Genomic DNA, 20,828 nt, shown 5'->3' on the forward strand with positions numbered 1-20,828 from the left:
CTCGGTTCAACTCCTAGTCTCATTGCATCGACACTGATGAAGTCGAGGCGCTTGAAGAAGGAGAATTGTTATGTCCCTGCGGTTCGTTACAAAAGACATCCACGCCTACCTGGATTACCCAGTTGCTCTCTCATTGATGATAACACCGTTCATTCTGGGATTAGGTCAATCCAACCCACTTGCCCTCTGGCTCTCGGTGGTCACAGGCGCGGCGGCGTTTGCATTGACCCTCCTGACAGATCATCATTTAGGTTGGATCCGTGTTCTACCCTATAATTTCCATTTGGCGGTTGATGCAGCCGTTGGAGCGGTATTCCTGCTCGCGCCATTTGCGCTTGGTTTTACCGGATTGGATGCCACCTACTACTGGGCAAACGGACTTGCCGTCGCCATTGTTGTAAGCTTGCATAAACCAGAAATCGAGATGGCAACTGCCTGAGAAAACCTATCCCGCCACACCCTTGCATATAATTTAACCGTGAGTGCTTTGCAGTACTCGCGGTTTTTTTATTCTCGCAAAAATCAGCTCACTATGCAGATCGTTCAACCTAGCATTCAGATAGTACATACAATGGCGGCATATATTGCTTAATCGTACAAATACCTTCACTCTCCTTTCATCGGCAGAGGAACGGAATTCAACATAATTGCTGCTGACGCCCCTAAGAGGAGAAGAAGATGTTTAAGAGTCTCACCATTGTATCCGTATTGTTGGCAAGTGTTGCTGCTCAGAGCACCGCCGTTTTTGCAGCTGATGAATACAACGTTTCATCAGGCATCACAGCTGTCGGCGCTCCACTTGCATTGCACGGCGTGGATCCAGTCGCGTTTATCCAGTCAGGTCGTCCAGTTGAAGGTGCGGCAGAACTAGCATCCACACATGATGGCGCAGCCTACTACTTCTCTACTGCCGAGAACAAAAAGGCGTTTGATGCGAACCCAGAGGCCTTCGTGCCGCAAAATGGCGGGTTCTGCACCTTCGGCGTTTCTGTTGGCAAAAAGTTCGATGGTAATCCGTCTTATTCTGCCGTCATCGACAAGAAGCTCTACGTGTTCCTGAACAAAGAAGTTTATGACGCGTTCAACAAAAACCGTGCAGGTACAATCTCAAACGCTTCCGATCAGTGGGCACAAATTCGTAGCGTAGAGGTGGAGAAGCTTTAAAGCATCTCAACTCCTGAAAGTTCACCATTCAGCGGTGTAGCAAGCCCCTCTTGCTGCACCGCTTTTCATTTGTGGATCTGGTTCAGTTGTTCTTTTGTGGGGTCCGCACCTATTACTAATGCGATGAACGTATCCAGATCGATCCCGGAAACCATCAGCTCAGGCGCTCCTCCCAACTCAAGTGCAAGCATAACGGTTGCCACTGCATTAATGATTTGGATCGACACACCAATACGCGTGACCACCCCAGCCTTGTTGACTCAGATCAGCAGCCTTCGACCGACACCGCACCCATAATAAAACACCGGAGAATGAAGCAGAATATACGTAATTTAACTAGAGTTAATTCCCTCACCTGCCGCTCTTCTCGTGTTTGTGCATTTTCTGAAAGTATTTGTCTCAATCAGCACAGTTGCCGCTTTTGAGAAGTGCAAAGCTCATCCTCATAGAGACCGTCTCTAATGAGTGGTCTCTCCCACATATCGTGAGGAGTATGTCATGGCTGAGAATATTGCGTTTCAAGATCAGGTACGGTCCTTTGTGTCAGGCCTTGGCTTGGATCTTCCAGAGCCATGTGACGGAGCTTATTTCTTCTCCGTCGACGACCGTTGTCATCTGATCCTGTGCCAACATCATGACGCCTTCATCATGATGGCGCTGACAAGTGGTTTGCGCAAAGTGGACCTTTCTCAGGAACAAGCGTTGATGCTTTTGCAGCACAACGGCAATGCATTTACGCAACCGCATATCATTGCCTCCATCACCGGGCAGCGGGTGACGCATTGGACCGAGATTGCCGTGACAGGCAGTGTTGAGGCTATGCAAACAGCCTTTGACAGACTTCTCGATGCCAATGAGCGGCTGGAACGAGCGCAGCCCCGTGCGGCAGAAGAAGACTCCGAAGAGTTCCATATCCCCCTCCCGAAGTTTGGCTCGGACATGGTCATTATTGGCTCCTGACTGCGCTTTTTATTCGCCGGAATTTATTATTTTCACTTTGGTGTTTGAGACCTCCAACCAGAACGGAGGCCGACACCACCCCATTTAGAGGTGCCTTATGGGCCGTTCTCCAATTCATACAAAAGTTTCCCAACCTCCAGCTCCCCAAGAACAAACAGGGGCGAGTGCGAGCAAAACGTCCAGCTCTCATAAAGGGCATAAGGTTGCTCATGCCCAACCCAAGAATGTACATCGGTTACTTGACCAACTGGATGAGCTGAACGGTAAGAGCACACGGGCTAAGCAGCCTCCAAAGAGCGACAGGAAAGATCCTCAATTGCGTCCGCTGGCCTACCATAAACACCACAAGCCTGCGGATGAGCCGGTCCACCCGACCGACGGCATGTCCAGAGCAGCTAAGAAGGTGCGGTTTGAGGGCTATCGTCTGCCTCAAGACAAGTTACTGGCGAATGCTCAAAGCAAAACTGGGGCAACACCGTCCCAACCAGAGCCAACTGCAACCACAAGCGGACCAAAGCCAGAGGCTCCTCTTGCCGCTTTAGCTGGCACATTGGACCAAATCACCGCCAGCAATGATCCCGATTTGAGTGACCGTGTTGTAGCCGGGAAATCTGAAGCGCAGGCTAGTGGTGTAACTTCGCCTCAATCAGCAGCAGGCGCATCCAACAAACCAACGCTTGAAGCTCACGAAGGCCCGTTGATTACGCAGGCCCCAACTGAACAGGTTGAGGTAAAACCGCACCCTGCCCTGCTAGCCTTGCAGGAGCTGGACCTGACTGTAAGCCCAGAGGTTGAGGAGAAATTTCAAGCCTATCAGGAAAAGAAGGCTGCCTTTTTGAACGATCCGATAGGAACGGCTCATGAAGGACAGGAAGCTGCTGTCTGGCAGCACAGGATTAAAGATACATTAGGCATGCCTCAGGACAAGGCTGATACCTTTTTGAGGATGCAGTTCAGAACCGGATTGGATAATGATGCCCGGGCCTTGGCAAAGCAAGCATTTGAAGACGCTATTCAGGACCCACGGTTTGTCTCTTTTCTGAAAACTGCCGCTTTGGCGACACCGGAAGATTTGACCAGCGACCACAAAGAATTGCTGGTGTTCCTGAGCCAGAATATGAAAGCTCTGAATAAAGAAATTGTTGGGGACGTCAACTCTCTCATTCGCCAGCATGCTTACAGCAAAGGGCTGAGTGATGCGGTTGACCAAGCCAAGGCCAATGTTGTCACGGATAAGGACATCAAACACCTTAATGAGGTTGAGAAGGATGTTATTGCATTCCGCATGGCAACAGCCAAGCAATTGGGTGAGGCTTTAAACGCCAGCAATGATTTGCAGGCAACCATGAGCTTTGGGGATGCAATACTGGCGAGCACGCAAAGCCTTTCCCATGAGAATGGGAGAGCACAATACGCCCTTGCCAGTTTGCGTGAAGTTGCTTCTGCATTGACTGAACAACATCTCGCTCAAAACAACAGTCCAAAGAAAACGCAGGCATGGATAGCTAAACAGCCATGGGCAACGTTGGTCTCCGTTTCTATAAAAACGGATGGAGCCTACTTCAACGTAGGCACCGAATTGCGCGGGGAGACTGTACCTCTGCATGTTGGCAACAGCACCTTCTACGACAAGACCGAAGAGTTGCCACGGCAGGAATTGACCAAGACTGATCTGCGTCACAAACCAGAACGGGTGCTCAATGGCTTACGTTCCGATGACATTAGGCAGGCCTTGCAGCTGACACCAACCGGTGAAGACGGCATAGATGATTTGCTAATTGTAGAAAAGCCAAGCGACCTCGCTTTGATGTGGGGCAGCACACTGATGGCTGCACATGGACGTGGAGACAATATCTCGGAGTTGCTGCCAGATTATTTCGTCTTGCGTGAGGTTCGCTACCACAAACTGGAAGGTTTCTTGATTGAAACCGATATGCTGCAACCGGCATGGGTGGTTGAATACAAGCCAACCTCTCACACCCTGACCGAAGTTGGACGGATGAATACCTTGCCTCAAGCAGCGGCACGCAATTTGGCAGATCTGGCGATCAACCTGAATACAGCGAAGGCCACTCAAACTGAACAGAAGGATGAAGTCACTGGCTTGAAGAGCCGTCTGGACGCATTTTTGAGCACGAAAGGCGACGGCCTGCTGATGAGCTTTGGTAAGGCACACTTCGTCTTGGATAAGCTGATGGAGCATGCGCGTGACGAAGTTCATGCCCGGATCGAAAAAACAGGCGGCAGCTTGAAGAAGGTCCAGAAATGGGTCAGTGAGCAATCCTGGTCAGCTCTGTTTGATGTGACTGTCACGCGTCCTGAAGGCGGAAAGAAGAGCGAGTACCTCATTTCCGTAAAGCAGAAAACGCTGCCAGAACCTGTAGAACCGCACCACACCACTGTGACCGTGGAGGACCATGAGACACAGGAAGCAGGTGCGACAGCTCAAGCACAACACGACGAGTTTCCGGGATTGAGTGGTTCCTTACGGGCATTGCTACAGCCCGATATGCGGCAGCAGCTGATCATCAAGCCAACGGGTGAGTCCAATCTGGGTGCGGACATTGTTGAGAAGCCAAGCAAGTTGGCACGAGAATGGGGAGCCTTGTTGATGAAAGACAGCTCAGCTAAGGAGCAGTTGCCTGAATACTTGGAGTTGCGCGAAGTTCAGTACCACAGCGAGGCTAAGTTCACCTTTAGAAAAGGTCACTTGAAGACCTGTTGGGTATTGGAGTTCAAGCCTGAAGCTTTGAACACTGGCCGGCTCTAGCAATAGCTCAGAACGTGGGCGTATAACTCCCGCGTTCTGGTAGGCTGCCAACTCAGTTTGTAAACTCAATCAGCGCTTTTAGAGGATTGGGAACCAGTCTTCGCGCAGGGCTTGACCGGGCTTCATATCGTGACCTGGAAATGGTGGTGAGGTTTTGCCAGGACGTTCAATGTATCTGGCATCATCCCCTAGCAATCGCAATGAGAATGCGCGGCGACGTTGGTTGGTTGTATTGCCTCGCGCACCGTGCAGGACGTAGTAATTGAAGGCGACGGCATCACCCGGTTCCATAGTCCATTCGCGGATCGGCATGCCTTCCACGTCTGGATCCGGTACTGGCATATACGCATCACTATCAGCATAGAAGTTTTGTTCCGAGAGCCAGCGGGTTGGCAGGACTGCTTTTTCCCAGAGGTGAGAGCCTGCGACACAGCGCAGGGTCGCGTTCTCAACGGCATCCATTGGAGACCAGAAGCTGACAGTCTGTTGCCCCTCGACAAAATAGTAGGGACCATCCTGATGCCAAGGGGTCGCCTTGGTCGTACCCGGCTCTTTCACCAAGACATGGTCATGGAACATCTGTGTGGTTTGAGATTGCATCAGGTCCGCAGCAGCCTCTGCTGCCGGTGACGTGCGCACCACCTCTGCAAACTCCGGAATACGCATCCAGTTGCAGTAATCATCAAAAAAACGACCGCTCTCGCCTTTGTGGAGGTTCTCTGCTGCGTACTCGCCGGGCTCTGTCATGTTTCGCTCAATACCGGCCCGGATCAGGTCAACATGATCCTTGAACAGTCCTTTGATCAGCACGACACCCTCGCGCTGATAGGTGTCGATGTGATCTTGAGTTATGAGCGAAGAAGGCATGGCGCAATCCATTTTGTTGGCTAAGCGACCAACCCTAATGGAATGCGCATAAGTATAAATACAACTAAAGATAAGCGAGAGTTGTAGCGACGCGCCTCGGTGCCAATCCCTTTACAGGGCGGTTGCAAATGGCTCGCCAACTTTGACAAGGGTTTCCTTGCCTGCAGCACTGTTGGCAACCAAATCGTCGCTGAACGTTATCGCGTTCGGTTCAAAAACCACAACAACCGTAGAGCCGCCGAATTTGAAGTAGCCCTTCTCGTCCATTTTCTCGACATGACCTGTTGTCTTTGTATTGACGATGCCGCCCACACCAAAAGCGCCAACTTCCACGTAGCATATAGTGCCTGCCTTGGCGGTTTTGAGAAGCGTGTAGCTGCGTTTGTTCTCGCCAAAGACATCCGGCCCGGCACCCAGCGCAATTGGGTTTACGGAATGAAGAGCGCCGCTGATATCTTTGCTTCCCACGATCTCACCAGCGCACGGGAAGTGGTAGCGGTGGTAGTCGGCTGGACACAGGCGGACGATTGCAAGAGACCCACCGATGAAGCGCTTGGATATCCCCGGCAGCATCCTACGGATCGAGAAGGGATGGCCTTTGACTGGCACGAAGGTATCTTCATCCAGTTTTGGGAACACCAACACACGGCCATCAGCCGGACTCACGATTGTATCCTCTGCGGTATCGTAAAGGCGTGTGCCCTCTTTCAAATGCCGGACAAAGAATTCGTTGAATGAAGCGAAACTCTCCTGCGGATCGGCAAATTCAGCGGTGTCGATGCTCAGTTCATCAATTGCGCCTTGGATTTTACCTTTGGAGAGCGGGCTATCGTAATACCAGCCCATCAGCCTGCTGAGAACTGGAGACCGAAACAAGAGGCGTTCAATGATGCTGGAACTTGAATCCTGATAGGCCCAGCGGATCCACTTCTCGCCCAGAACCGTTTCCTCAAACTGTGCTCCTGTTACACGGTCAATCACGATAATGGGTTGTTTCTCAGACATCTGCCAGCCTTACATGGGAGTTTTGAAGAGGCTTTACTAGGTGAGATGCAATGAGAAGGCAAGAGTAAGGGGCGTGAGAACACCTGCGCAGAATTTCGCAGCTTCAACAAACTTTGGGAATTCGAAATTGCGGTAGTTTAATTTAACCTTCGTCAATCGTTCTTATCAAAAACTCATAACAACCCCAAATAATAGTCAATTTTTATTCCAAACTCGCAAAGTATTCATAGTTATTTTTTTACTACTCCAGTTATTTATTCTCAGATCAACCCAAAAACAACGCATAATTACTCGAATAGAAATTGGAACAAGTCCAATAAATATCTCAATCTCGGAGTTTCTTGATGCCTGTGAAAAAGCTCACCCCGGAACAACACCAATGGGCTCAAAAAATTTATAAACATCTTCAATGGAAATTTCCTATTGCAGAGGAAGCTCCCTCAGAAGAGGCGGAGTTGGAAAATGTGCTCCTTGACGATGTTTCCCGAGCTAACGGTGAATCTTGGTGACGGAGTGAATTGCGGCGTATCATAGCAAGTGTTCGAAGCTTGCTTTTGACTCCAGAGGAGCTGATACGCCTATGACAGATGATAGTGTTATCCCGCTTGTGCAGCCAGGGGAATTTCAAGATGCGCTCACGGAAGTTTTGCGTTCGGGTGCACAGCAACTTTTGCGAGCGGCCATTGAGAGTGAAGTCATGAGCGTGCTTTCGCTTTACTCGGACTTAAAATTACCAGATGGCCGTCAGCGGGTGGTCCGGCATGGGCATTTGCCAGAGCGCCAGGTCCAAACTGGGGTTGGGCCTGTCACGGTCAGCAAACCTCGGATCCGGGATCGAGATGAGAATGCAGAAGAGAAAATTCATTACCATTCCAATCTGTTACCTAATTATCTGCGCCGTTCAACCAGTCTTGATGAATTGATCCCAGCGCTCTATTTGCGTGGGGTTTCCACCAATGATGTTCAGCAAGCTTTAAGTGCTTTGTTGGGTGTTGATGCTCCCAACCTTTCGCCGGATGTCATCCGCGGCCTTGTCAAAAGCTGGCGATCTTTATGGGAAGAGTGGAAAACTCGAGACCTGTCAGCGCGCAACTACGTTTATATGTGGGCAGATGGCATCTATCTGAAAGCCCGGGGAGAACGGGAAAGTCGCTGTATTCTGGTGTTGATCGGGGCAACACCGGAAGGCAAGAAAGAGCTGATTGGCTTTGATGATGGCTACCGGGAAGATACTCAGAGCTGGCGGGAACTATTGCTTGCTCTCAAAGCTCGTGGCCTGCAGATCGAACCGAAATTAGCAGTGGGAGATGGTGCTCTGGGTTTCTGGGCGGCATTGCGGGAAGTCTTTGGCACAACAAAAGCTCAACGCTGCTGGGTCCACAAGACAATGAACGTCCTAAGCAAAATGCCTAAATCCTTGCAGGCCAAAGCGAAAAAGGATCTACAGGATATCTGGATGGCGGAAAATCGTGCAGATGCAGAGACGGCTTTTGATCTTTTCATAGAGAAATTTGAGGTTAAATACCCCAAAGCCACGCAATGCCTTGCCAAGGATAGGATCGAACTGTTGGCTTTTTATGACTTTCCTGCTGAGCATTGGGGGCATATCAGAACCACCAATCCAATTGAATCAACCTTTGCAACTGTGCGCCATAGAACAAGGCAAACCAAGAATTGCCTCTCCCGGGATACTGCAATGCCAATGGTCTTCATGCTGATCAAGGCAGCGGAGAAGCGCTGGCAGAAATTGAGAGGCAAAAATCAATTGCCTAAGATAATACAGGGTGTCATCTTCACGAATGGCATCGAGAGTGATGCAAACCAAAATCACGCCGCGTGAAACCCATCACCAACTTTTGCGGTTAGCTCATGTTTCCCTGGATGACGTGTCTCTTAATGATCCAGAATTGGGCGAAGAACCACCGCAACAGCAAGATGAGTTAGCGGCGAAGACGGACGCTTACAAAGCTGGAAAGGCGAAGCTTAACAAACGATTGCGTGCATTGGACAAAGCCATTCGTGTGGCGGGTAAAAGGCGGCCTGTTTTCGTTGATGAGGATAATCGCTCGCTCTTTGATGACGCTCAAACACTTGCCAAAGAACAAGTGGATTTGGCGAACAAGATCATCATCAAGCCCAATGCTGACGGTGTTATTGATATTGCCGGGATGACAGCGCACTTGGACAAAGGGGATCAATACCTGAGCACAATGCAAGTTGCCTACCAGAAGGGTCAGGGCGTTGCGGTAGAAGAGCTCAAAGAACTTAAGGTGACAGCCCAGCAACACCAACAAAAGGTGGAAGCGCTTTATAAAGGCCGAGACGATTTCGCTAAATGGGATATCGACCTTACAGAATTTGATGATGCTTATAGTCGTGCGCTCGACAATTTTACCGAAATGAATAAAGCGATTAATGGCTACGTTGTGGCTGACGTAGATAAGACCCTTGCTACATCCAAAGAACAATTAAACGAGTTCGCAAAAGCAAGTCAAAAAGCAGAGCGCTTTGTTGATGCGGCTGAAGCTGAGCTCTTCCTCAAAGTATCAATGGCGGAGCGAGGCATTGCAGAGCTCTTTACCAAAAGATCAGAACTTGAGAACGATCCCGCGCAATTGTCTGCTTTTGATAGGGTTTACAACGCTGCCACTGCGGACACAGCTCGAGCAAATGCAGCCATCAGAGTACAGCATGGCAGGGAAATTGACAGCGCCGCCCAGGATGCAGAAAAGCGGTTGACGGAGTTGCAACAGATCTTTTTGCAGGCCAAAGGCAGTTCCTCCGAAGAGGCTGAAATCACACCTGCGGATAACGGTGATGCCGACTATATCAAACAGCTTTCTAAAGATGTGGCAGCACTAAACAAAACGGTTGAGTCAGTTGATGGGCAACGCGACCTTATAAAAAACCACGGTTTGAATTTCGCAGAATTTAAAAACGCTCATCAAGCGGCTAAAACCAGTGTTGTCGGCGCACAATCTGATTTGCTCGCAGGTGATACACGATCAGCAGAATCCAGAATGTCAGATGTGCGCAACAGCATCGCAGAGATGAAGGGGCTGGTTAAAGAAGCCGAGGCTGCCCTTGACGTAGTTGCAGATCAGATAGTGTTACTTCGGAAAGAATTCGCGGGCCTTGCTGATAATCGAGTGAGCTTTGCCAAACTTGCTGAACTCAGTGATTTTGGAGCCAAACAACTCAGGAAGTTTGATAGTGTTTGTGGTGAGGTTGATGCCCGCATAGATTATGCCGAGGCTTGCATCACCTCACAGAGTATCAATGAGGCATATCAAGCAATTGACAACTCGCAAGACGGAATGAAAAGGCTGAAGGGAGACATTGAGAGCCTGTTGTGGATGCCAAAAATAAGCACGGCAGCAACAGAACAAGAGGCCAAAGAGAGTTTTGAAAAGGCCATTGCCAAAGTCCGAGATGGTATTGAAGAATTCAGCAAGAAACGAACTGTTTTCAAAGATACAGAGGAGCTGAAAATCTTTGAAAACATACATGACAAAGCGGTTGGATTTGCTGATCAGGCGGACAATTTTCTCGCTAGAAAGAAGTTTGAGCAGGCAGAAGACGTTTTAGAGAACGCACGGGTTACGCTGGATGGTTTGGAAACGGTTTATGAGCGCGGTCTCAATACGGCAGCAAAGGTAGAGACCTTCCTCGCTGAAGTTGAGGAAACAAAAGACAGAATAAATGCAGTCTATAAGCAAGGCATCGCCCTTGAAAATCAGGATCATAAAAACGACTTCCTGAGTTACAACACGATTGCCACGGACTTTGCTCTTCAGGTGGAGGGTTATATCGGAGAGGGCAAAACCAAAGACGCCCGTGCGATACTTGCAAAGCTCAAAATTGCAATTGTAAACCTTGAGAGCTGCCTCACTCAGACACCTCAAACGACAGACCCGAAAGCAGAGCCTGAACCTGTTGTCGCAGCGCCTCAAGAACAGGCTCCTGAAGAGTCCACTGCAGATGATCCTCGCACGAGTGAACAGAAAGAGCTTGCAACGCAGGCCTCGCAGATCAACACGGCGATCCATACCACCTTTAGCCAAGGACGGCCGATGTGTGTTGATGAGTACGTGAAGAACCTTGAGGATGCCTATGCTGCAGCTCTAGAGCGCTGTGAGGAAGCGACGGCCTTGGTTAGCTCGGGCAACATTGAAAGCGCGAAGGCCGCAATTTCCGGCGCCAAGCAAGCTCTTATCCTCTTGCAGCGGATTCAGGACAACAGCAGAACAATCCTCGCATCCTTGATGAACGGGATCACAGAGGGCGCGTCCTATTATGAGCAAGGTGCGGAGGAGACCTACGCCAAGCGTGCCGAGTTTGATGACTGGAGTATTGACCTTACCGTATTTGATAAGGCCTACAGCATAGCGAAGGACAATCTTGCCAATTTGAGAGCTGCGATCAAAGCTTCTCAGACGGAAGTTGCAAAGGTGACCCTCAACACGGCTGAAGATTACAAGCAAGCACTGGCGGAAGCTTATGCGGTTGCTAAAAGTGACCGGGACTTAGCGCGGACCGACCTGATTATCCAATGCTCTGATGTCCAGTCAGCTCTTTCGCGTCTTTCTACAGATCGGCCACGTCTGGAAGGCGATACATCCCTGTCTGGCCAGTTTGACAAAATCTATGGCACGGCATTTTCAGGTGTTGAACGTATGTTAGCTGCGATGAAGGCCAGCAATGGCAAGGCCGCTGAGAAAGAGATCCTTGAGGTCGAAAGGCTCATGGCAACTTTGGAAGAGCTGCTGAACCAAGCTGAGCCTCTTGCTCCTGAAGAGGAAGAGCAGGCCGAGACTGGCGACACCACAACGGTTGTTGGTGAAGGTGAGCGTATTCTTGCTGCTATTGATGGCCTTCAAGGTGAGTTGAACTCTTACAATTCCAACAAGGAGGTGTTCAAGCTTAGTGAAGAGCGTTCAAACTTTGAGAGTATGTACGACAAGACCAAAGCGTTTGTTGATAAGGCAAGAGCCTTGCTGGCAGCGGGAGAGGATGGCAAGGCTGAAGACGTTCTTGAGAATGCGCAGATCACCATGGAGAGTGTTCAGATTGCGTTTGAACGTGGACAATCCACTGCTGCTAGAATCGATGACTACCAGCAGGTTCTTGAGCAAGCCAATAACAAAGTCACTAAACTTTATGGGCAGCATAATCTTATCAAGGACGAGCAGGAGCTGCTGACATTTACTGACCATAGTAAGACAGCCAGCGAGACCGCGCTTAAAGCTGAAGCGGCCTTGAAAACCGCCAATTTTGCGTTGGCAGATGCTGAACTTGGAGCCATGCACGGGCTTATTGCTAATATGGAAAAGCTTATCAAACTGCAAAGCTCCAAGCGGCATAAGTTGAAGGCCGCGCTTAAGCGCAAAAGAAAGAAGTGATGAGTAGATTGGTGCGGTGACTGCTATTGCCGCATCATTTTGTGCGTGGTTCAGCCAGGGATTGCGTGCTCTTACACCCCTATTTCTTGTTGTGAATGACGACTGCTTACAGCAGAATGTAAGTGGTGTTTGAATCTGTTTGGAAATCTTTTTTTGAAAGACTGCCTCAGCGGTATTTGCCAGAGCTTTCAAATTCGGGATTGGACTTACAGAATGAAAAGCATCTTCAAGTTTGGTGTGTGCGTTATTGCTTTTTCATCACTTGCTGCTTGCCAGACGACCACTGTCGGGCAAGGACGGATTGCGGGGAAGAAGGGTGCGCAGGATGTTAATTTTCAAGTCACCGAGAGTTTTTTTGGCAGTGGTGGAGCTGCGGCCACTGCAACTTTGCCTGATGGAGAAGTCTTTACCGGTAAGCTTGTGACCCCCAAACGCCAGTCCACCAATGTTGGAGAGACCGATGGCTTTGGCGATGGGTTTGATGACTTTGACGACTTCGATGATGGGTTTGACGATTTTGATGACGGCCCGTTCTTCATCACCACCTATTCAACCACTTACAGTCCTATCGCGCGGGGCGTGCTTTTCAGTGCCAAACGCAGCATGCGCTGTCAGATTACCTTGAGCAGCCCACGTGCAGGTTTCTCTGATGGTGGTGTTGGGCAATGTCAGCTTTCCAACGGCGGTGCTTTCCCCGTTGAGTTTTAGGGGCTTTGTTTCTTGTCCATTGGCCGTGTGATGAGCTAAATTGCGCGGTTCTTTTTGCTATCTGTGCTTTTTGTGACTGCTGACCCTCGCATCCCTGACCTACTGCCAGTTCAGGGGCTTTTGGCTGTGGTGTTGGGTTTTAGGAACCGACCTCAAGGCAGCTGAAACCGATATTCAATACCTCGAGATTGGTGAACTACAATGAATAATATTTTTAAAGTTGGTGTGTGCGTTGCTGCTTTTTCGGCCTTGGTTGGTTGTCAGTCTACCACCACGGGGCAAGGGCGTGTTGTTAGCAAGGACGGCAAGAACTCGCAGAGCGTGACGTTTCAGGTGACTGAAGAGTTTCTTGATAATGGCGGCGCGTCTGTTGTTGCGACCCTTTCCAGCGGTGAGTTTTTTACCGGTAAGCTGGTGACTGAAAAGAAGCAGACTGAAGGAACTGAGGACGGGTTTGTTTTTGGTGATGACAAGGACGATGACGAAGACTCTTTCTTCTCCTCCAGCTCTTCAACCACTTACAGCTCCAAAGCCAGAGGCGTGCTGTTTAGCGCGGCTCGCTCCATGCAGTGCCAGATTACTTTGAGTAACCCAAGCTTTGGCTTTTCTGATGGTGGTGTTGGCCAGTGTAAGATCTCTACTGGCGAGACTGTTCCAGTTCAGTTCTAATTTGAACCCTACCGTAAAAGCCTGAGAAGCGTTGCGCCTCTCAGGCAAGTTTAGCGGAGGCTATGCCTCTGCCATCTCTCTCTGCTTATTAGGTTTTGGATAGGTCCAGCGCGCAAGGATCGAGCAATTCCGATATCTTTTCGCTACTTCCCTGCACATCTTCAATGTGGCTGCGCACAGTGTCAAACAGCGTCAGCAACGCCTCATATTCCTGTGTATGCTCCATGCGCTCACTCATCATCACACTCATGGAATAGACTAGGTTTTTGAGGTGGTTGGCTGAAAGGCGAAGCTGGTCCACTTCATTGCGAAGGGACATATGGGCATTATTCTCATTTCCAATGGTCGTCATATCATACCTCTAAGCAGGCGGTTGAATGATCCGCTCGGCATAGAGCTTTCGACGGCCCACTGGCGAGCGGGAGGTTCGAAACCTGGCTTAGACAGGCGGGTTTATTCCCCCGTGAAGGGTATTATATTCACCGCCCTCCCGCCCATAAGCGAGAGTTTGCATTTGGAGAGCTAACTCCAGACACAAAAAGACCGCGTATTACGGCTGCGGTGACCGCTAAGCAAAAAAGGTTTCGACGCCTCAACTCAAGGATGCGACGTCTAGCAGCGGGTGTCAATGAGAGGAAATGGAATTACCCCATAAAGGCAGGGAGTTGGTGGGGTGTAAGGAGAGCCGATTATGTACAAAGCATGCGAATAGAGCGAAACTCAGAGCAAGCGACTCGTGCAAAATGTACTTTGGATATTGGATATTAGCTGATGGATCCCGTCAAAATTGGGAGCTAACGGTGAATCTTGGTGACGGAGTGAATTGCGGCGTATCATAGCAAGTGATTGAGGCTTGCTTTTGACTCCAGAGGAGCTGATACGCCTATGACAGATGATAGTGTTATCCCGCTTGTGCAGCCAGGGGAATTTCAAGATGCACTTACGGAAGTTTTGCGTTCGGGTGCACAGCAACTTTTGCGAGCGGCCATTGAGAGTGAAGTCATGAGCGTGCTTTCGCTTTACTCGGACTTAAAATTACCAGATGGCCGTCAGCGGGTGGTTCGGCATGGGCATTTGCCAGAGCGACAGGTCCAGACTGGCGTTGGGCCAGTCACGGTCAGCAAACCTCGGATCCGGGATCGAGATGAGAATGCAGAAGAGAAAATTCATTACCATTCCAATCTGTTACCTAATTATCTGCGCCGTTCAACCAGTCTTGATGAATTGATCCCAGCGCTCTATTTGCGTGGGGTTTCTACCAATAATGTTCAGCAAGCTTTGAGTGCTTTGTTGGGTGTTGATGCCCCCAACCTTTCACCGGATGTCATCCGCGGCCTTGTCAAAAGCTGGCGATCTTTATGGGAAGAGTGGAAAACCAGAGACCTGTCAGCGCGCAACTACGTTTATATGTGGGCAGATGGCATCTATCTGAAAGCCCGGGGAGAACGGGAAAGTCGCTGTATTCTGGTGTTGATCGGGGCAACACCGGAAGGCAAGAAAGAGCTGATTGGCTTTGATGATGGCTACCGGGAAGATACTCAGAGCTGGCGGGAGCTACTGCTTGCTCTCAAAGCTCGCGGCTTGCAGATCGAACCGAAGTTGGCTGTCGGTGATGGTGCTCTGGGTTTCTGGGCGGCATTGCGGGAAGTCTTTAGCACAACAAAAGCTCAACGCTGCTGGGTCCACAAGACAATGAATGTCTTAAGCAAAATGCCTAAATCCTTGCAGGCCAAAGCAAAGAAAGATCTACAGGATATCTGGATGGCAGAGAACCGCGTAGATGCTGAGACGGCTTTTGATCTTTTCATAGAGAAATTTGAGGCCAAATACCCCAAAGCCACGCAATGCCTTGCCAAGGATAGGATCGAACTGTTGGCTTTTTATGACTTTCCTGCTGAGCATTGGGGGCATATCAGAACCACCAATCCAATTGAATCAACCTTTGCGACTGTGCGCCACAGAACAAGGCAGACCAAGAACTGCCTCTCCCGGGATACTGCAATGCCAATGGTCTTCATGCTGATCAAGGCAGCGGAGAAGCGCTGGCAGAAATTGAGAGGCAAAAATCAATTGCCTAAGATAATACAGGGTGTCATCTTCAAAAATGGCATCGAGAGTGATGCAAACCAAAATCACGCCGCCTGAAACCCATCACCAACTTTTGCGGTTAGCTCCAAAATTGGGCCTATGGATGGATTAAAATCCTATGCCAATCTGAAGGCCTACGATGCGGCACAAGAAGTCCATCAAATTTCAGAATTTAATTTGTACTCAGATGCTTGGTTTCAGGGAGAGATAAACGGCGACTGCCCTTACAACTTCCTCAATCTCATGGCAGCAGATGAGAAATTTGGCAATATTCGGCCCGCTGTTGTCCTAAGGGTTCGCTGGTATGCTGAATTAGCTAGTGTTCTTCCTAAATTCACCCGAGAAACTTCAGACAAAGAATATCACGCTGGAGGAACACAAGACGAAATTGCAGCACTTGCTTCTCTTCGTCTGGGAGTGCGCTTAAAGGCAGGGAGTGAGATCAGATCATTTGGTTTCGACAACACGGACCCTTTGGGGAAACCCGAACCAGAACGAAGCCCTCCACCGATCTTACATTGCAAGAGAAACCAACAGGTTGTTCCTCGCGTTTTTCAATCTGCACAACTGTGCAACCTAGTAACTCTCAATCAGCTTGGCAAACTAACGAGGGAACAATTCACGCCACTCATAAAATCCGCCAGACTGTTTCAGGAAGCCCTTTGGGTTGTCGAAAGCGCTCCTGAACAAGCTTGGTTGATGCTGACAAGTGCATTGGAAACCGCCGCTGTTTTCCACGAACCAAAAAACCCCAAATCTTTACATGCTTTTGAACATACTCAACCAGAATTAACCCGATATCTAAAAGAAAATGCCGACGACAGAGTACTCAAAGAGGTCGCAAGGGTTCTAGGAGGTAGTCAAAAAGCAACAAAGAAATTTTTGGATTTTATAGCTCATTTTCAACCCTCCCCACCTAAAAAGAGGCCTCACAAAAACTCCCAGTTAGATTTTTCAGGCGAAACCTTCAACGAAGCAATGAGACTGATTTATCAATATAGATCCCTTGCCCTGCATGATGGGAAACCCTTTCCAGCTCCTATGTGTGCCTCTCCCTTCCAACATCAAGAGTGGGATGCTCCCGCAGAAGTTGGTACAGTTGGACTAGCGGTTTCGACACTAGGGGCAACTTGGTCAAGAGAAGATTTGCCTATATGCCTAAATCTGTTCGTTTATATCGTGGAGGTAACTTTAAATAAATGGTGGGAAAGCATGCTGGAAGAATAGGAGACTACTGCTGACCTTCTCTTGATATCACTCCATCTTCTCAGGCATCCCCTTGCCGTTGTTCCACCATCTGTTTGGGTTGTCGCTTTTGGGGTTGTAGGCTGCTCTGCTGGCCCAGTCTTCGCGCAGGAAGATGACGGGCTCCTCGTAATGGTGTGCGTAGATGATTGCATCCATTACTTTTTCCAGCAGTTTCAGGTCCCGCTCTATGGAGATTTTGAGTTCCACCATAGGGTAGGTTTCCGTCATGCCCGCCTCAAAGCCCTTAATATGCGTTGTGGTGGTGGAGTTGGCTTCCGGCTGTGCTGTTTCTTTGCCGAGTGCTGAAATGCTGGCGTTGCGCTGATACCGCCCGAAACTGAGGGGATGCACCTGCATCACCGCATCCAGAATACGGTCTGTATCCTCGGGCAAGGTTTGAATCTCGATGGTCCAAACAGGTTCAAAACGCCCGGATTTCGCCTTGTAGGCCAGTAGGTCCGTCATAAAAATTCCAGTATTATTTTGTGTCGTTTGGTTTGCCGAAGAACGTGCCGTAGAGCCCGAAGACGCCGACCAGACAGATCAACGTGCCTGCAATTACATTGAACACCGAGCCTTGGTAAAATGCTGTGTAGGCGAAGTAGGCTCCGTACCCGCTGAGGAAGCAGGTGACACTCACATATAAGATGTTGCGGAAATTGCGCATTGGAGAGCCTCACTGGTCGCCGGAGTAGCGGCTTGGATTATGCGCAAACACTAGCAGATTCCCCTCGTCTGGCTAGTGTGACCTCCTGCTCATGTGGGTGCGGGCATGTCGCATTTTTTCAATACGCGGATTTGATGGCTCGTTAGGATTTACCCGTGAAAACAGGAGGAATCTCATGCACTTTAAATATGTTATTTTGTACGTTGAAAGCCCACGCGACACGATCGACTTTTTCTGCAAGGCGTTTGACGTGACACCCGGCATGATTACCCAGGAAGGAGACTTTGGTGAGGTCAACACCGGAGAAACCACGCTGGCGTTCTCCTCTCTCAAACTGATGGAAGACCTCGGTAAATCCCCTGCCCGTGCAGATGCCAAGAACCCGTGCTTTGAGATTGCGTTTCTGACCGATGATGTGGCGGGTGGACTGGCGAAAGCGCTGAAAGCCGGAGCTGGGCTTGTGCAGGATGTGAAGCAGGAAGAATGGGGACAGACGACCTCTTACGTGACCGACACAAATGGATTTCTGATTGAGATCTGCTCGCCGGTGACGGCTCCCGCTTAAGCGCTGCTTTAACCGAATGCGATGGATTTGACCTGCTGCTGAAAGCTCGTGTGCCCAGCGAATTGCATGGGTGATACGCCAAACCAACGCTGGAATTCTCGCGTCATGTGGGCTTGGTCACAAAAGCCGGTTTCCAACGCAAAATCTGCCCAGCTTTCAGGTTGGTTTATGCGACGTGCGGCTTGCCGGATGCGTGCCAGCTGTCGCCAATACACAGGCGAGCGGTTGGTGTGCCGGGCTAACGTGCGTTGCAGTGTTTTGAGCGTCACCCCCAACGCTCTCGCGGAGGCGGCAATGGTTTGTTGCTCCTCCGCAAGACATCCCAGTGCCTCGGACGCCCTTGAGTTCAGCTGGGTGTAATCTTGCAGGAGCTCACAGACCGTTGCTTCATCCCAGGATTGGAGTTGGCCTAAGGCAGTGATGAGGTCTGGGTCGTTCACCTGCGCACCCGGCGCGAGGCGAAATCCTATCATCCGCTGGACGCACATGCGCTCTGGCTGTTGCGGGCTATCGTAGAGGGTGGTTACACGCCACTGCGGGCGCTGGCCTTCCAGTTCTGTGACGATCAGATCGCGGCAGCCATCCGGCAGGATTGGGCCTGATCCCCCGAGTTGACCGGAATGATGCCAAACCTGTGCAACTGTGTGTGGCAGGGAGGGTTTTATGCTGGCTTGCGGTGTAGCTGCGCTCAACGTTCCTCTCCATATGATGCTCACGGTTGCTTGCTTGTACCGTATACAAGTAATAGTTTTCCGTTGCCACTTTCTCTACTGCTCTTCTTCGGCCAGATAACGTTCCAGTTTGTCTTTGTTGGCGACTTTGAGTTCGCGGCCCATTTTCTTTACCAGTCCTTGCTCAATGAGCTGGCTGACTGCACGGCGGTAGACACGTTCTGAACAGCCAAAGCGCTCGGCCTCGCGGAAGACGCGTTCAAACTGGATGGGCGGTTTGTTGCCTAGCTCGCGCAAAAGCAAATCATTCGCGATGTTATACGCCAGTGGGTACATGAAGTGCGAGGTGACACGATCCATAACCCCCTGATAGGTCTCTGCCAGACACTGGCTTAGCCAGATACCCACATGAGGATGCTGGACCAACAGCGCCTCCAGATCTAAAGTCGGGATTATCCGCACGCTCACAGGGCCATCGCAGCGAATATCAAACTGGATTTGCTTTCCGGTCAGAAATTCGACTTCTCCATAGAGGCGATCCTCAATATTGAACCTGCCATGACTGAAGCGCCGGCCATTGGCTGCCGTATAGCTAACTGTGCAGTAGCCTTCCTCAATCCAATACAGGTGCCTGAGGGTTTGCCCTTGCCTCAGCAAGTACTCTCCGGGCTTCATATGGCGCAGAAGAAACGGACCATTTTTGATCCATTGCGTCACTTCTGTGTGTCCTATTTGAGCAAGTGATTTAATTGTCATTTTTGCTTTATTTAATTCAGAGATACGGACAAATGTCCTGTTATCGAATCGGAGATATTTCTAGCGTGGTCCATGACAGCTGCATAGGAGAATCTGATGACACCGCATATCAACGCCCAGACTGGAGACTTTGCTGAAACAGTCCTCATGCCGGGTGATCCGCTTCGCGCAAAGTATATTGCAGAGACCTATCTTAAAAATGTACGTGAAGTTACGAATGTGCGTAACGTGCTCGGGTTTACTGGCGATTACAAAGGTAAATCCATTTCCGTTATGGCGCATGGCATGGGTATGCCGTCGATCTCCATTTATGCACACGAGCTCATCAACTTCTATGGTGTTAAACAGCTCATCCGTGTTGGTAGCTGTGGCGGTGTTTCTGAAGACCTGAAACTGCGCGACCTTATTGTTGCAACCGGTGCCAGTACCTCTTCCTCCATGATCCGCGATCGCTTTGCAGGTTATGATTACGCTGCAGCTCCGGATTTTGGATTGCTGCGCGCCTGCGCTGAGACTGCTGACAAGCTGGAGCTGTCACCGCATTTCGGGAATATCCTTTCGGGTGATCTGTTCTACGGCTCCAACCCTGCTCTTTTGCCTGCCATGCAAAAAATGGGTGTACTGGCTGTTGAGATGGAAGCAGCAGCTTTGTTTGCCATTGCAGCAGAAGCCCGCGTGAAAGCGCTTTGTGTTCTCACAGTTTCTGACCACCTGATTACAGCAGAAGAAACCACTTCGGAAGAACGGCAGACCAGCTTCAACCAGATGATGGAACTCGCGCTGGAAACTGCATACGCAACACTTCCAGAAACGGCTGACGCATAATGAACATGGAATTTGTAGGCTATCTGGCCTCATTCACTGTGATGACTTCCCTTTTGATGGGCAATGTCGTGTGGCTTCGCGTGATCAATCTGGTCGGGTGTATTTTGTTCACTGCCTACGGTTTGGCAGTGGAAGCTTACCCGGTTGTGCTGCTCAACGGCATCTGCGTGTTCATCAACCTTTACCATCTGGCAAAACTGAGAAAAGAACAACAACAAGCACTTACGCCACTAGAAGCGTAAGGCTCTCACCTAAGAACAAGCCAGAATAAATCAAACTAACAAGCCGGAGCGCGGACACCCGCCTCCGGCTTTTTTATGAGCTGGTGCTTATGTGGACCGACTTGCATTCGTTGGTTGTTTAACGTGATGCCATAGATCGAAACACCAAAATTCAGAATATTCACCTCAGTGCTCACCCGTTTTCGTGATGAAGTCGTCAGTTAAGTGAACCATTGTATTTT

At 49.9% G+C, this 20,828-nt stretch carries 22 protein-coding genes; 14 read left to right on the forward strand and 8 right to left on the reverse strand.

Going from position 1 to position 20,828, the window contains the following annotated elements; translation table 11 throughout:
• Positions 1-70: 70 nt before the first annotated feature.
• Positions 71-439, forward strand: a complete 369-nt coding sequence (locus tag BLS62_RS17235; protein WP_093183195.1) for an SPW repeat domain-containing protein — start codon at positions 71-73, stop codon at positions 437-439.
• A gap of 239 nt (positions 440-678) precedes the next feature.
• A complete protein-coding gene (locus tag BLS62_RS17240) occupies positions 679-1,164 on the forward strand; it encodes a YHS domain-containing (seleno)protein (protein ID WP_093183199.1) in 486 nt (161 codons plus the stop codon).
• 65 nt (positions 1,165-1,229) lie between these two features.
• Here the strand turns inward: BLS62_RS17240 and BLS62_RS17245 are convergent, their stop codons facing one another.
• Positions 1,230-1,409: a hypothetical protein gene (locus BLS62_RS17245; RefSeq protein WP_093183202.1), complete on the reverse strand. Its 180-nt coding sequence runs from the start codon at positions 1,407-1,409 to the stop codon at positions 1,230-1,232.
• Between the two features lie 253 nt (positions 1,410-1,662).
• Here BLS62_RS17245 and BLS62_RS17250 point away from each other — a divergent pair, with 253 nt between their 5' ends.
• The gene (locus BLS62_RS17250; RefSeq protein WP_093183205.1) at positions 1,663-2,124 is read left to right on the forward strand and encodes a CesT family type III secretion system chaperone; all 462 of its coding nucleotides are present in this window, start codon (positions 1,663-1,665) and stop codon (positions 2,122-2,124) included.
• 97 nt (positions 2,125-2,221) lie between these two features.
• Positions 2,222-4,894: a hypothetical protein gene (locus tag BLS62_RS17255; protein WP_093183208.1), complete on the forward strand. Its 2,673-nt coding sequence runs from the start codon at positions 2,222-2,224 to the stop codon at positions 4,892-4,894.
• A gap of 78 nt (positions 4,895-4,972) precedes the next feature.
• Here the strand turns inward: BLS62_RS17255 and BLS62_RS17260 are convergent, their stop codons facing one another.
• Entirely contained in the window at positions 4,973-5,761 is a 789-nt protein-coding gene (locus BLS62_RS17260) for a phytanoyl-CoA dioxygenase family protein (RefSeq protein WP_093183211.1), read from the reverse strand.
• A gap of 111 nt (positions 5,762-5,872) precedes the next feature.
• A complete protein-coding gene (gene asd, locus BLS62_RS17265) occupies positions 5,873-6,766 on the reverse strand; it encodes an archaetidylserine decarboxylase (RefSeq protein ID WP_093183214.1) in 894 nt (297 codons plus the stop codon).
• 344 nt (positions 6,767-7,110) lie between these two features.
• Between asd and BLS62_RS31080 the strand changes: the two genes are divergently transcribed.
• From BLS62_RS31080 to BLS62_RS17285, 5 genes are all read left to right on the forward strand, one after another.
• Complete coding sequence (locus BLS62_RS31080; protein WP_159436551.1) at positions 7,111-7,275, forward strand: hypothetical protein; 165 nt, start codon at positions 7,111-7,113, stop codon at positions 7,273-7,275.
• A gap of 71 nt (positions 7,276-7,346) precedes the next feature.
• Complete coding sequence (locus tag BLS62_RS17270) at positions 7,347-8,606, forward strand: IS256 family transposase (RefSeq protein ID WP_093175281.1); 1,260 nt, start codon at positions 7,347-7,349, stop codon at positions 8,604-8,606.
• Entirely contained in the window at positions 8,581-12,168 is a 3,588-nt protein-coding gene (locus BLS62_RS17275) for a hypothetical protein (protein ID WP_093183218.1), read from the forward strand. Before BLS62_RS17270 ends, BLS62_RS17275 begins: the two co-directional genes overlap by 26 nt.
• A gap of 213 nt (positions 12,169-12,381) precedes the next feature.
• Complete coding sequence (locus tag BLS62_RS17280; protein ID WP_093183221.1) at positions 12,382-12,876, forward strand: hypothetical protein; 495 nt, start codon at positions 12,382-12,384, stop codon at positions 12,874-12,876.
• Between the two features lie 201 nt (positions 12,877-13,077).
• Positions 13,078-13,545 carry a hypothetical protein gene (locus BLS62_RS17285; RefSeq protein ID WP_093183224.1) on the forward strand — a complete coding sequence of 156 codons (468 nt, stop codon included), beginning with the start codon at positions 13,078-13,080 and terminating at the stop codon, positions 13,543-13,545.
• An 88-nt stretch (positions 13,546-13,633) separates the two neighbouring features.
• On the opposite strand, the gene BLS62_RS17290 is transcribed toward BLS62_RS17285, so the two are convergent.
• Positions 13,634-13,897 carry a hypothetical protein gene (locus BLS62_RS17290; protein ID WP_143521581.1) on the reverse strand — a complete coding sequence of 88 codons (264 nt, stop codon included), beginning with the start codon at positions 13,895-13,897 and terminating at the stop codon, positions 13,634-13,636.
• Positions 13,898-14,430: 533 nt separating this feature from the next.
• Between BLS62_RS17290 and BLS62_RS17295 the strand changes: the two genes are divergently transcribed.
• Both BLS62_RS17295 and BLS62_RS17300 read left to right on the forward strand, forming a co-directional pair.
• Positions 14,431-15,690: an IS256 family transposase gene (locus BLS62_RS17295; RefSeq protein ID WP_093176470.1), complete on the forward strand. Its 1,260-nt coding sequence runs from the start codon at positions 14,431-14,433 to the stop codon at positions 15,688-15,690.
• Between the two features lie 42 nt (positions 15,691-15,732).
• Complete coding sequence (locus BLS62_RS17300; RefSeq protein ID WP_093183229.1) at positions 15,733-16,860, forward strand: hypothetical protein; 1,128 nt, start codon at positions 15,733-15,735, stop codon at positions 16,858-16,860.
• Between the two features lie 27 nt (positions 16,861-16,887).
• On the opposite strand, the gene BLS62_RS17305 is transcribed toward BLS62_RS17300, so the two are convergent.
• Positions 16,888-17,346, reverse strand: coding sequence for a hypothetical protein (locus tag BLS62_RS17305; protein WP_208990922.1), 459 nt, complete (start codon positions 17,344-17,346; stop codon positions 16,888-16,890).
• A 13-nt stretch (positions 17,347-17,359) separates the two neighbouring features.
• The gene (locus BLS62_RS17310; protein WP_093183235.1) at positions 17,360-17,548 is read right to left on the reverse strand and encodes a hypothetical protein; all 189 of its coding nucleotides are present in this window, start codon (positions 17,546-17,548) and stop codon (positions 17,360-17,362) included.
• A gap of 175 nt (positions 17,549-17,723) precedes the next feature.
• Between BLS62_RS17310 and BLS62_RS17315 the strand changes: the two genes are divergently transcribed.
• The gene (locus BLS62_RS17315) at positions 17,724-18,113 is read left to right on the forward strand and encodes a VOC family protein (RefSeq protein WP_093183238.1); all 390 of its coding nucleotides are present in this window, start codon (positions 17,724-17,726) and stop codon (positions 18,111-18,113) included.
• 8 nt (positions 18,114-18,121) lie between these two features.
• Here BLS62_RS17315 and BLS62_RS17320 read toward each other — a convergent pair whose 3' ends face one another.
• Positions 18,122-18,805 carry a helix-turn-helix domain-containing protein gene (locus tag BLS62_RS17320; RefSeq protein ID WP_208990923.1) on the reverse strand — a complete coding sequence of 228 codons (684 nt, stop codon included), beginning with the start codon at positions 18,803-18,805 and terminating at the stop codon, positions 18,122-18,124.
• 75 nt (positions 18,806-18,880) lie between these two features.
• Positions 18,881-19,540, reverse strand: coding sequence for a Crp/Fnr family transcriptional regulator (locus tag BLS62_RS17325; protein ID WP_093183242.1), 660 nt, complete (start codon positions 19,538-19,540; stop codon positions 18,881-18,883).
• Positions 19,541-19,636: 96 nt separating this feature from the next.
• On the opposite strand from BLS62_RS17325, the gene deoD reads away from it, so the two are divergent.
• Both deoD and BLS62_RS17335 read left to right on the forward strand, forming a co-directional pair.
• Complete coding sequence (gene deoD, locus BLS62_RS17330) at positions 19,637-20,365, forward strand: purine-nucleoside phosphorylase (RefSeq protein ID WP_093183244.1); 729 nt, start codon at positions 19,637-19,639, stop codon at positions 20,363-20,365.
• Entirely contained in the window at positions 20,365-20,607 is a 243-nt protein-coding gene (locus tag BLS62_RS17335; protein WP_093183246.1) for a YgjV family protein, read from the forward strand. The genes deoD and BLS62_RS17335 overlap by 1 nt, the downstream gene beginning before the upstream one ends.
• Positions 20,608-20,828: the final 221 nt, after the last annotated feature.

The sequence above is a fragment of the Pseudovibrio sp. Tun.PSC04-5.I4 genome (genome assembly GCF_900104145.1).
Taxonomy (GTDB): domain Bacteria; phylum Pseudomonadota; class Alphaproteobacteria; order Rhizobiales; family Stappiaceae; genus Pseudovibrio.

What these genes read in the sequence shown, in the direction of transcription:
- BLS62_RS17235 (WP_093183195.1), top strand. Translation starts at nt 71, where the DNA reads ATGTCCCTGCGGTTCGTTACAAAAGACATCCACGCCTACCTGGATTAC.
- BLS62_RS17240 (WP_093183199.1), top strand. Translation starts at nt 679, where the DNA reads ATGTTTAAGAGTCTCACCATTGTATCCGTATTGTTGGCAAGTGTTGCT.
- BLS62_RS17250 (WP_093183205.1), top strand. Translation starts at nt 1,663, where the DNA reads ATGGCTGAGAATATTGCGTTTCAAGATCAGGTACGGTCCTTTGTGTCA.
- BLS62_RS17255 (WP_093183208.1), top strand. Translation starts at nt 2,222, where the DNA reads ATGGGCCGTTCTCCAATTCATACAAAAGTTTCCCAACCTCCAGCTCCC.
- BLS62_RS17260 (WP_093183211.1), bottom strand. Translation starts at nt 5,761, where the DNA reads ATGCCTTCTTCGCTCATAACTCAAGATCACATCGACACCTATCAGCGC.
- asd (WP_093183214.1), bottom strand. Translation starts at nt 6,766, where the DNA reads ATGTCTGAGAAACAACCCATTATCGTGATTGACCGTGTAACAGGAGCA.
- BLS62_RS31080 (WP_159436551.1), top strand. Translation starts at nt 7,111, where the DNA reads ATGCCTGTGAAAAAGCTCACCCCGGAACAACACCAATGGGCTCAAAAA.
- BLS62_RS17270 (WP_093175281.1), top strand. Translation starts at nt 7,347, where the DNA reads ATGACAGATGATAGTGTTATCCCGCTTGTGCAGCCAGGGGAATTTCAA.
- BLS62_RS17275 (WP_093183218.1), top strand. Translation starts at nt 8,581, where the DNA reads ATGCAAACCAAAATCACGCCGCGTGAAACCCATCACCAACTTTTGCGG.
- BLS62_RS17280 (WP_093183221.1), top strand. Translation starts at nt 12,382, where the DNA reads ATGAAAAGCATCTTCAAGTTTGGTGTGTGCGTTATTGCTTTTTCATCA.
- BLS62_RS17285 (WP_093183224.1), top strand. Translation starts at nt 13,078, where the DNA reads ATGAATAATATTTTTAAAGTTGGTGTGTGCGTTGCTGCTTTTTCGGCC.
- BLS62_RS17290 (WP_143521581.1), bottom strand. Translation starts at nt 13,897, where the DNA reads ATGACGACCATTGGAAATGAGAATAATGCCCATATGTCCCTTCGCAAT.
- BLS62_RS17295 (WP_093176470.1), top strand. Translation starts at nt 14,431, where the DNA reads ATGACAGATGATAGTGTTATCCCGCTTGTGCAGCCAGGGGAATTTCAA.
- BLS62_RS17300 (WP_093183229.1), top strand. Translation starts at nt 15,733, where the DNA reads ATGGATGGATTAAAATCCTATGCCAATCTGAAGGCCTACGATGCGGCA.
- BLS62_RS17305 (WP_208990922.1), bottom strand. Translation starts at nt 17,346, where the DNA reads ATGACGGACCTACTGGCCTACAAGGCGAAATCCGGGCGTTTTGAACCT.
- BLS62_RS17310 (WP_093183235.1), bottom strand. Translation starts at nt 17,548, where the DNA reads ATGCGCAATTTCCGCAACATCTTATATGTGAGTGTCACCTGCTTCCTC.
- BLS62_RS17315 (WP_093183238.1), top strand. Translation starts at nt 17,724, where the DNA reads ATGCACTTTAAATATGTTATTTTGTACGTTGAAAGCCCACGCGACACG.
- BLS62_RS17325 (WP_093183242.1), bottom strand. Translation starts at nt 19,540, where the DNA reads ATGACAATTAAATCACTTGCTCAAATAGGACACACAGAAGTGACGCAA.
- deoD (WP_093183244.1), top strand. Translation starts at nt 19,637, where the DNA reads ATGACACCGCATATCAACGCCCAGACTGGAGACTTTGCTGAAACAGTC.
- BLS62_RS17335 (WP_093183246.1), top strand. Translation starts at nt 20,365, where the DNA reads ATGAACATGGAATTTGTAGGCTATCTGGCCTCATTCACTGTGATGACT.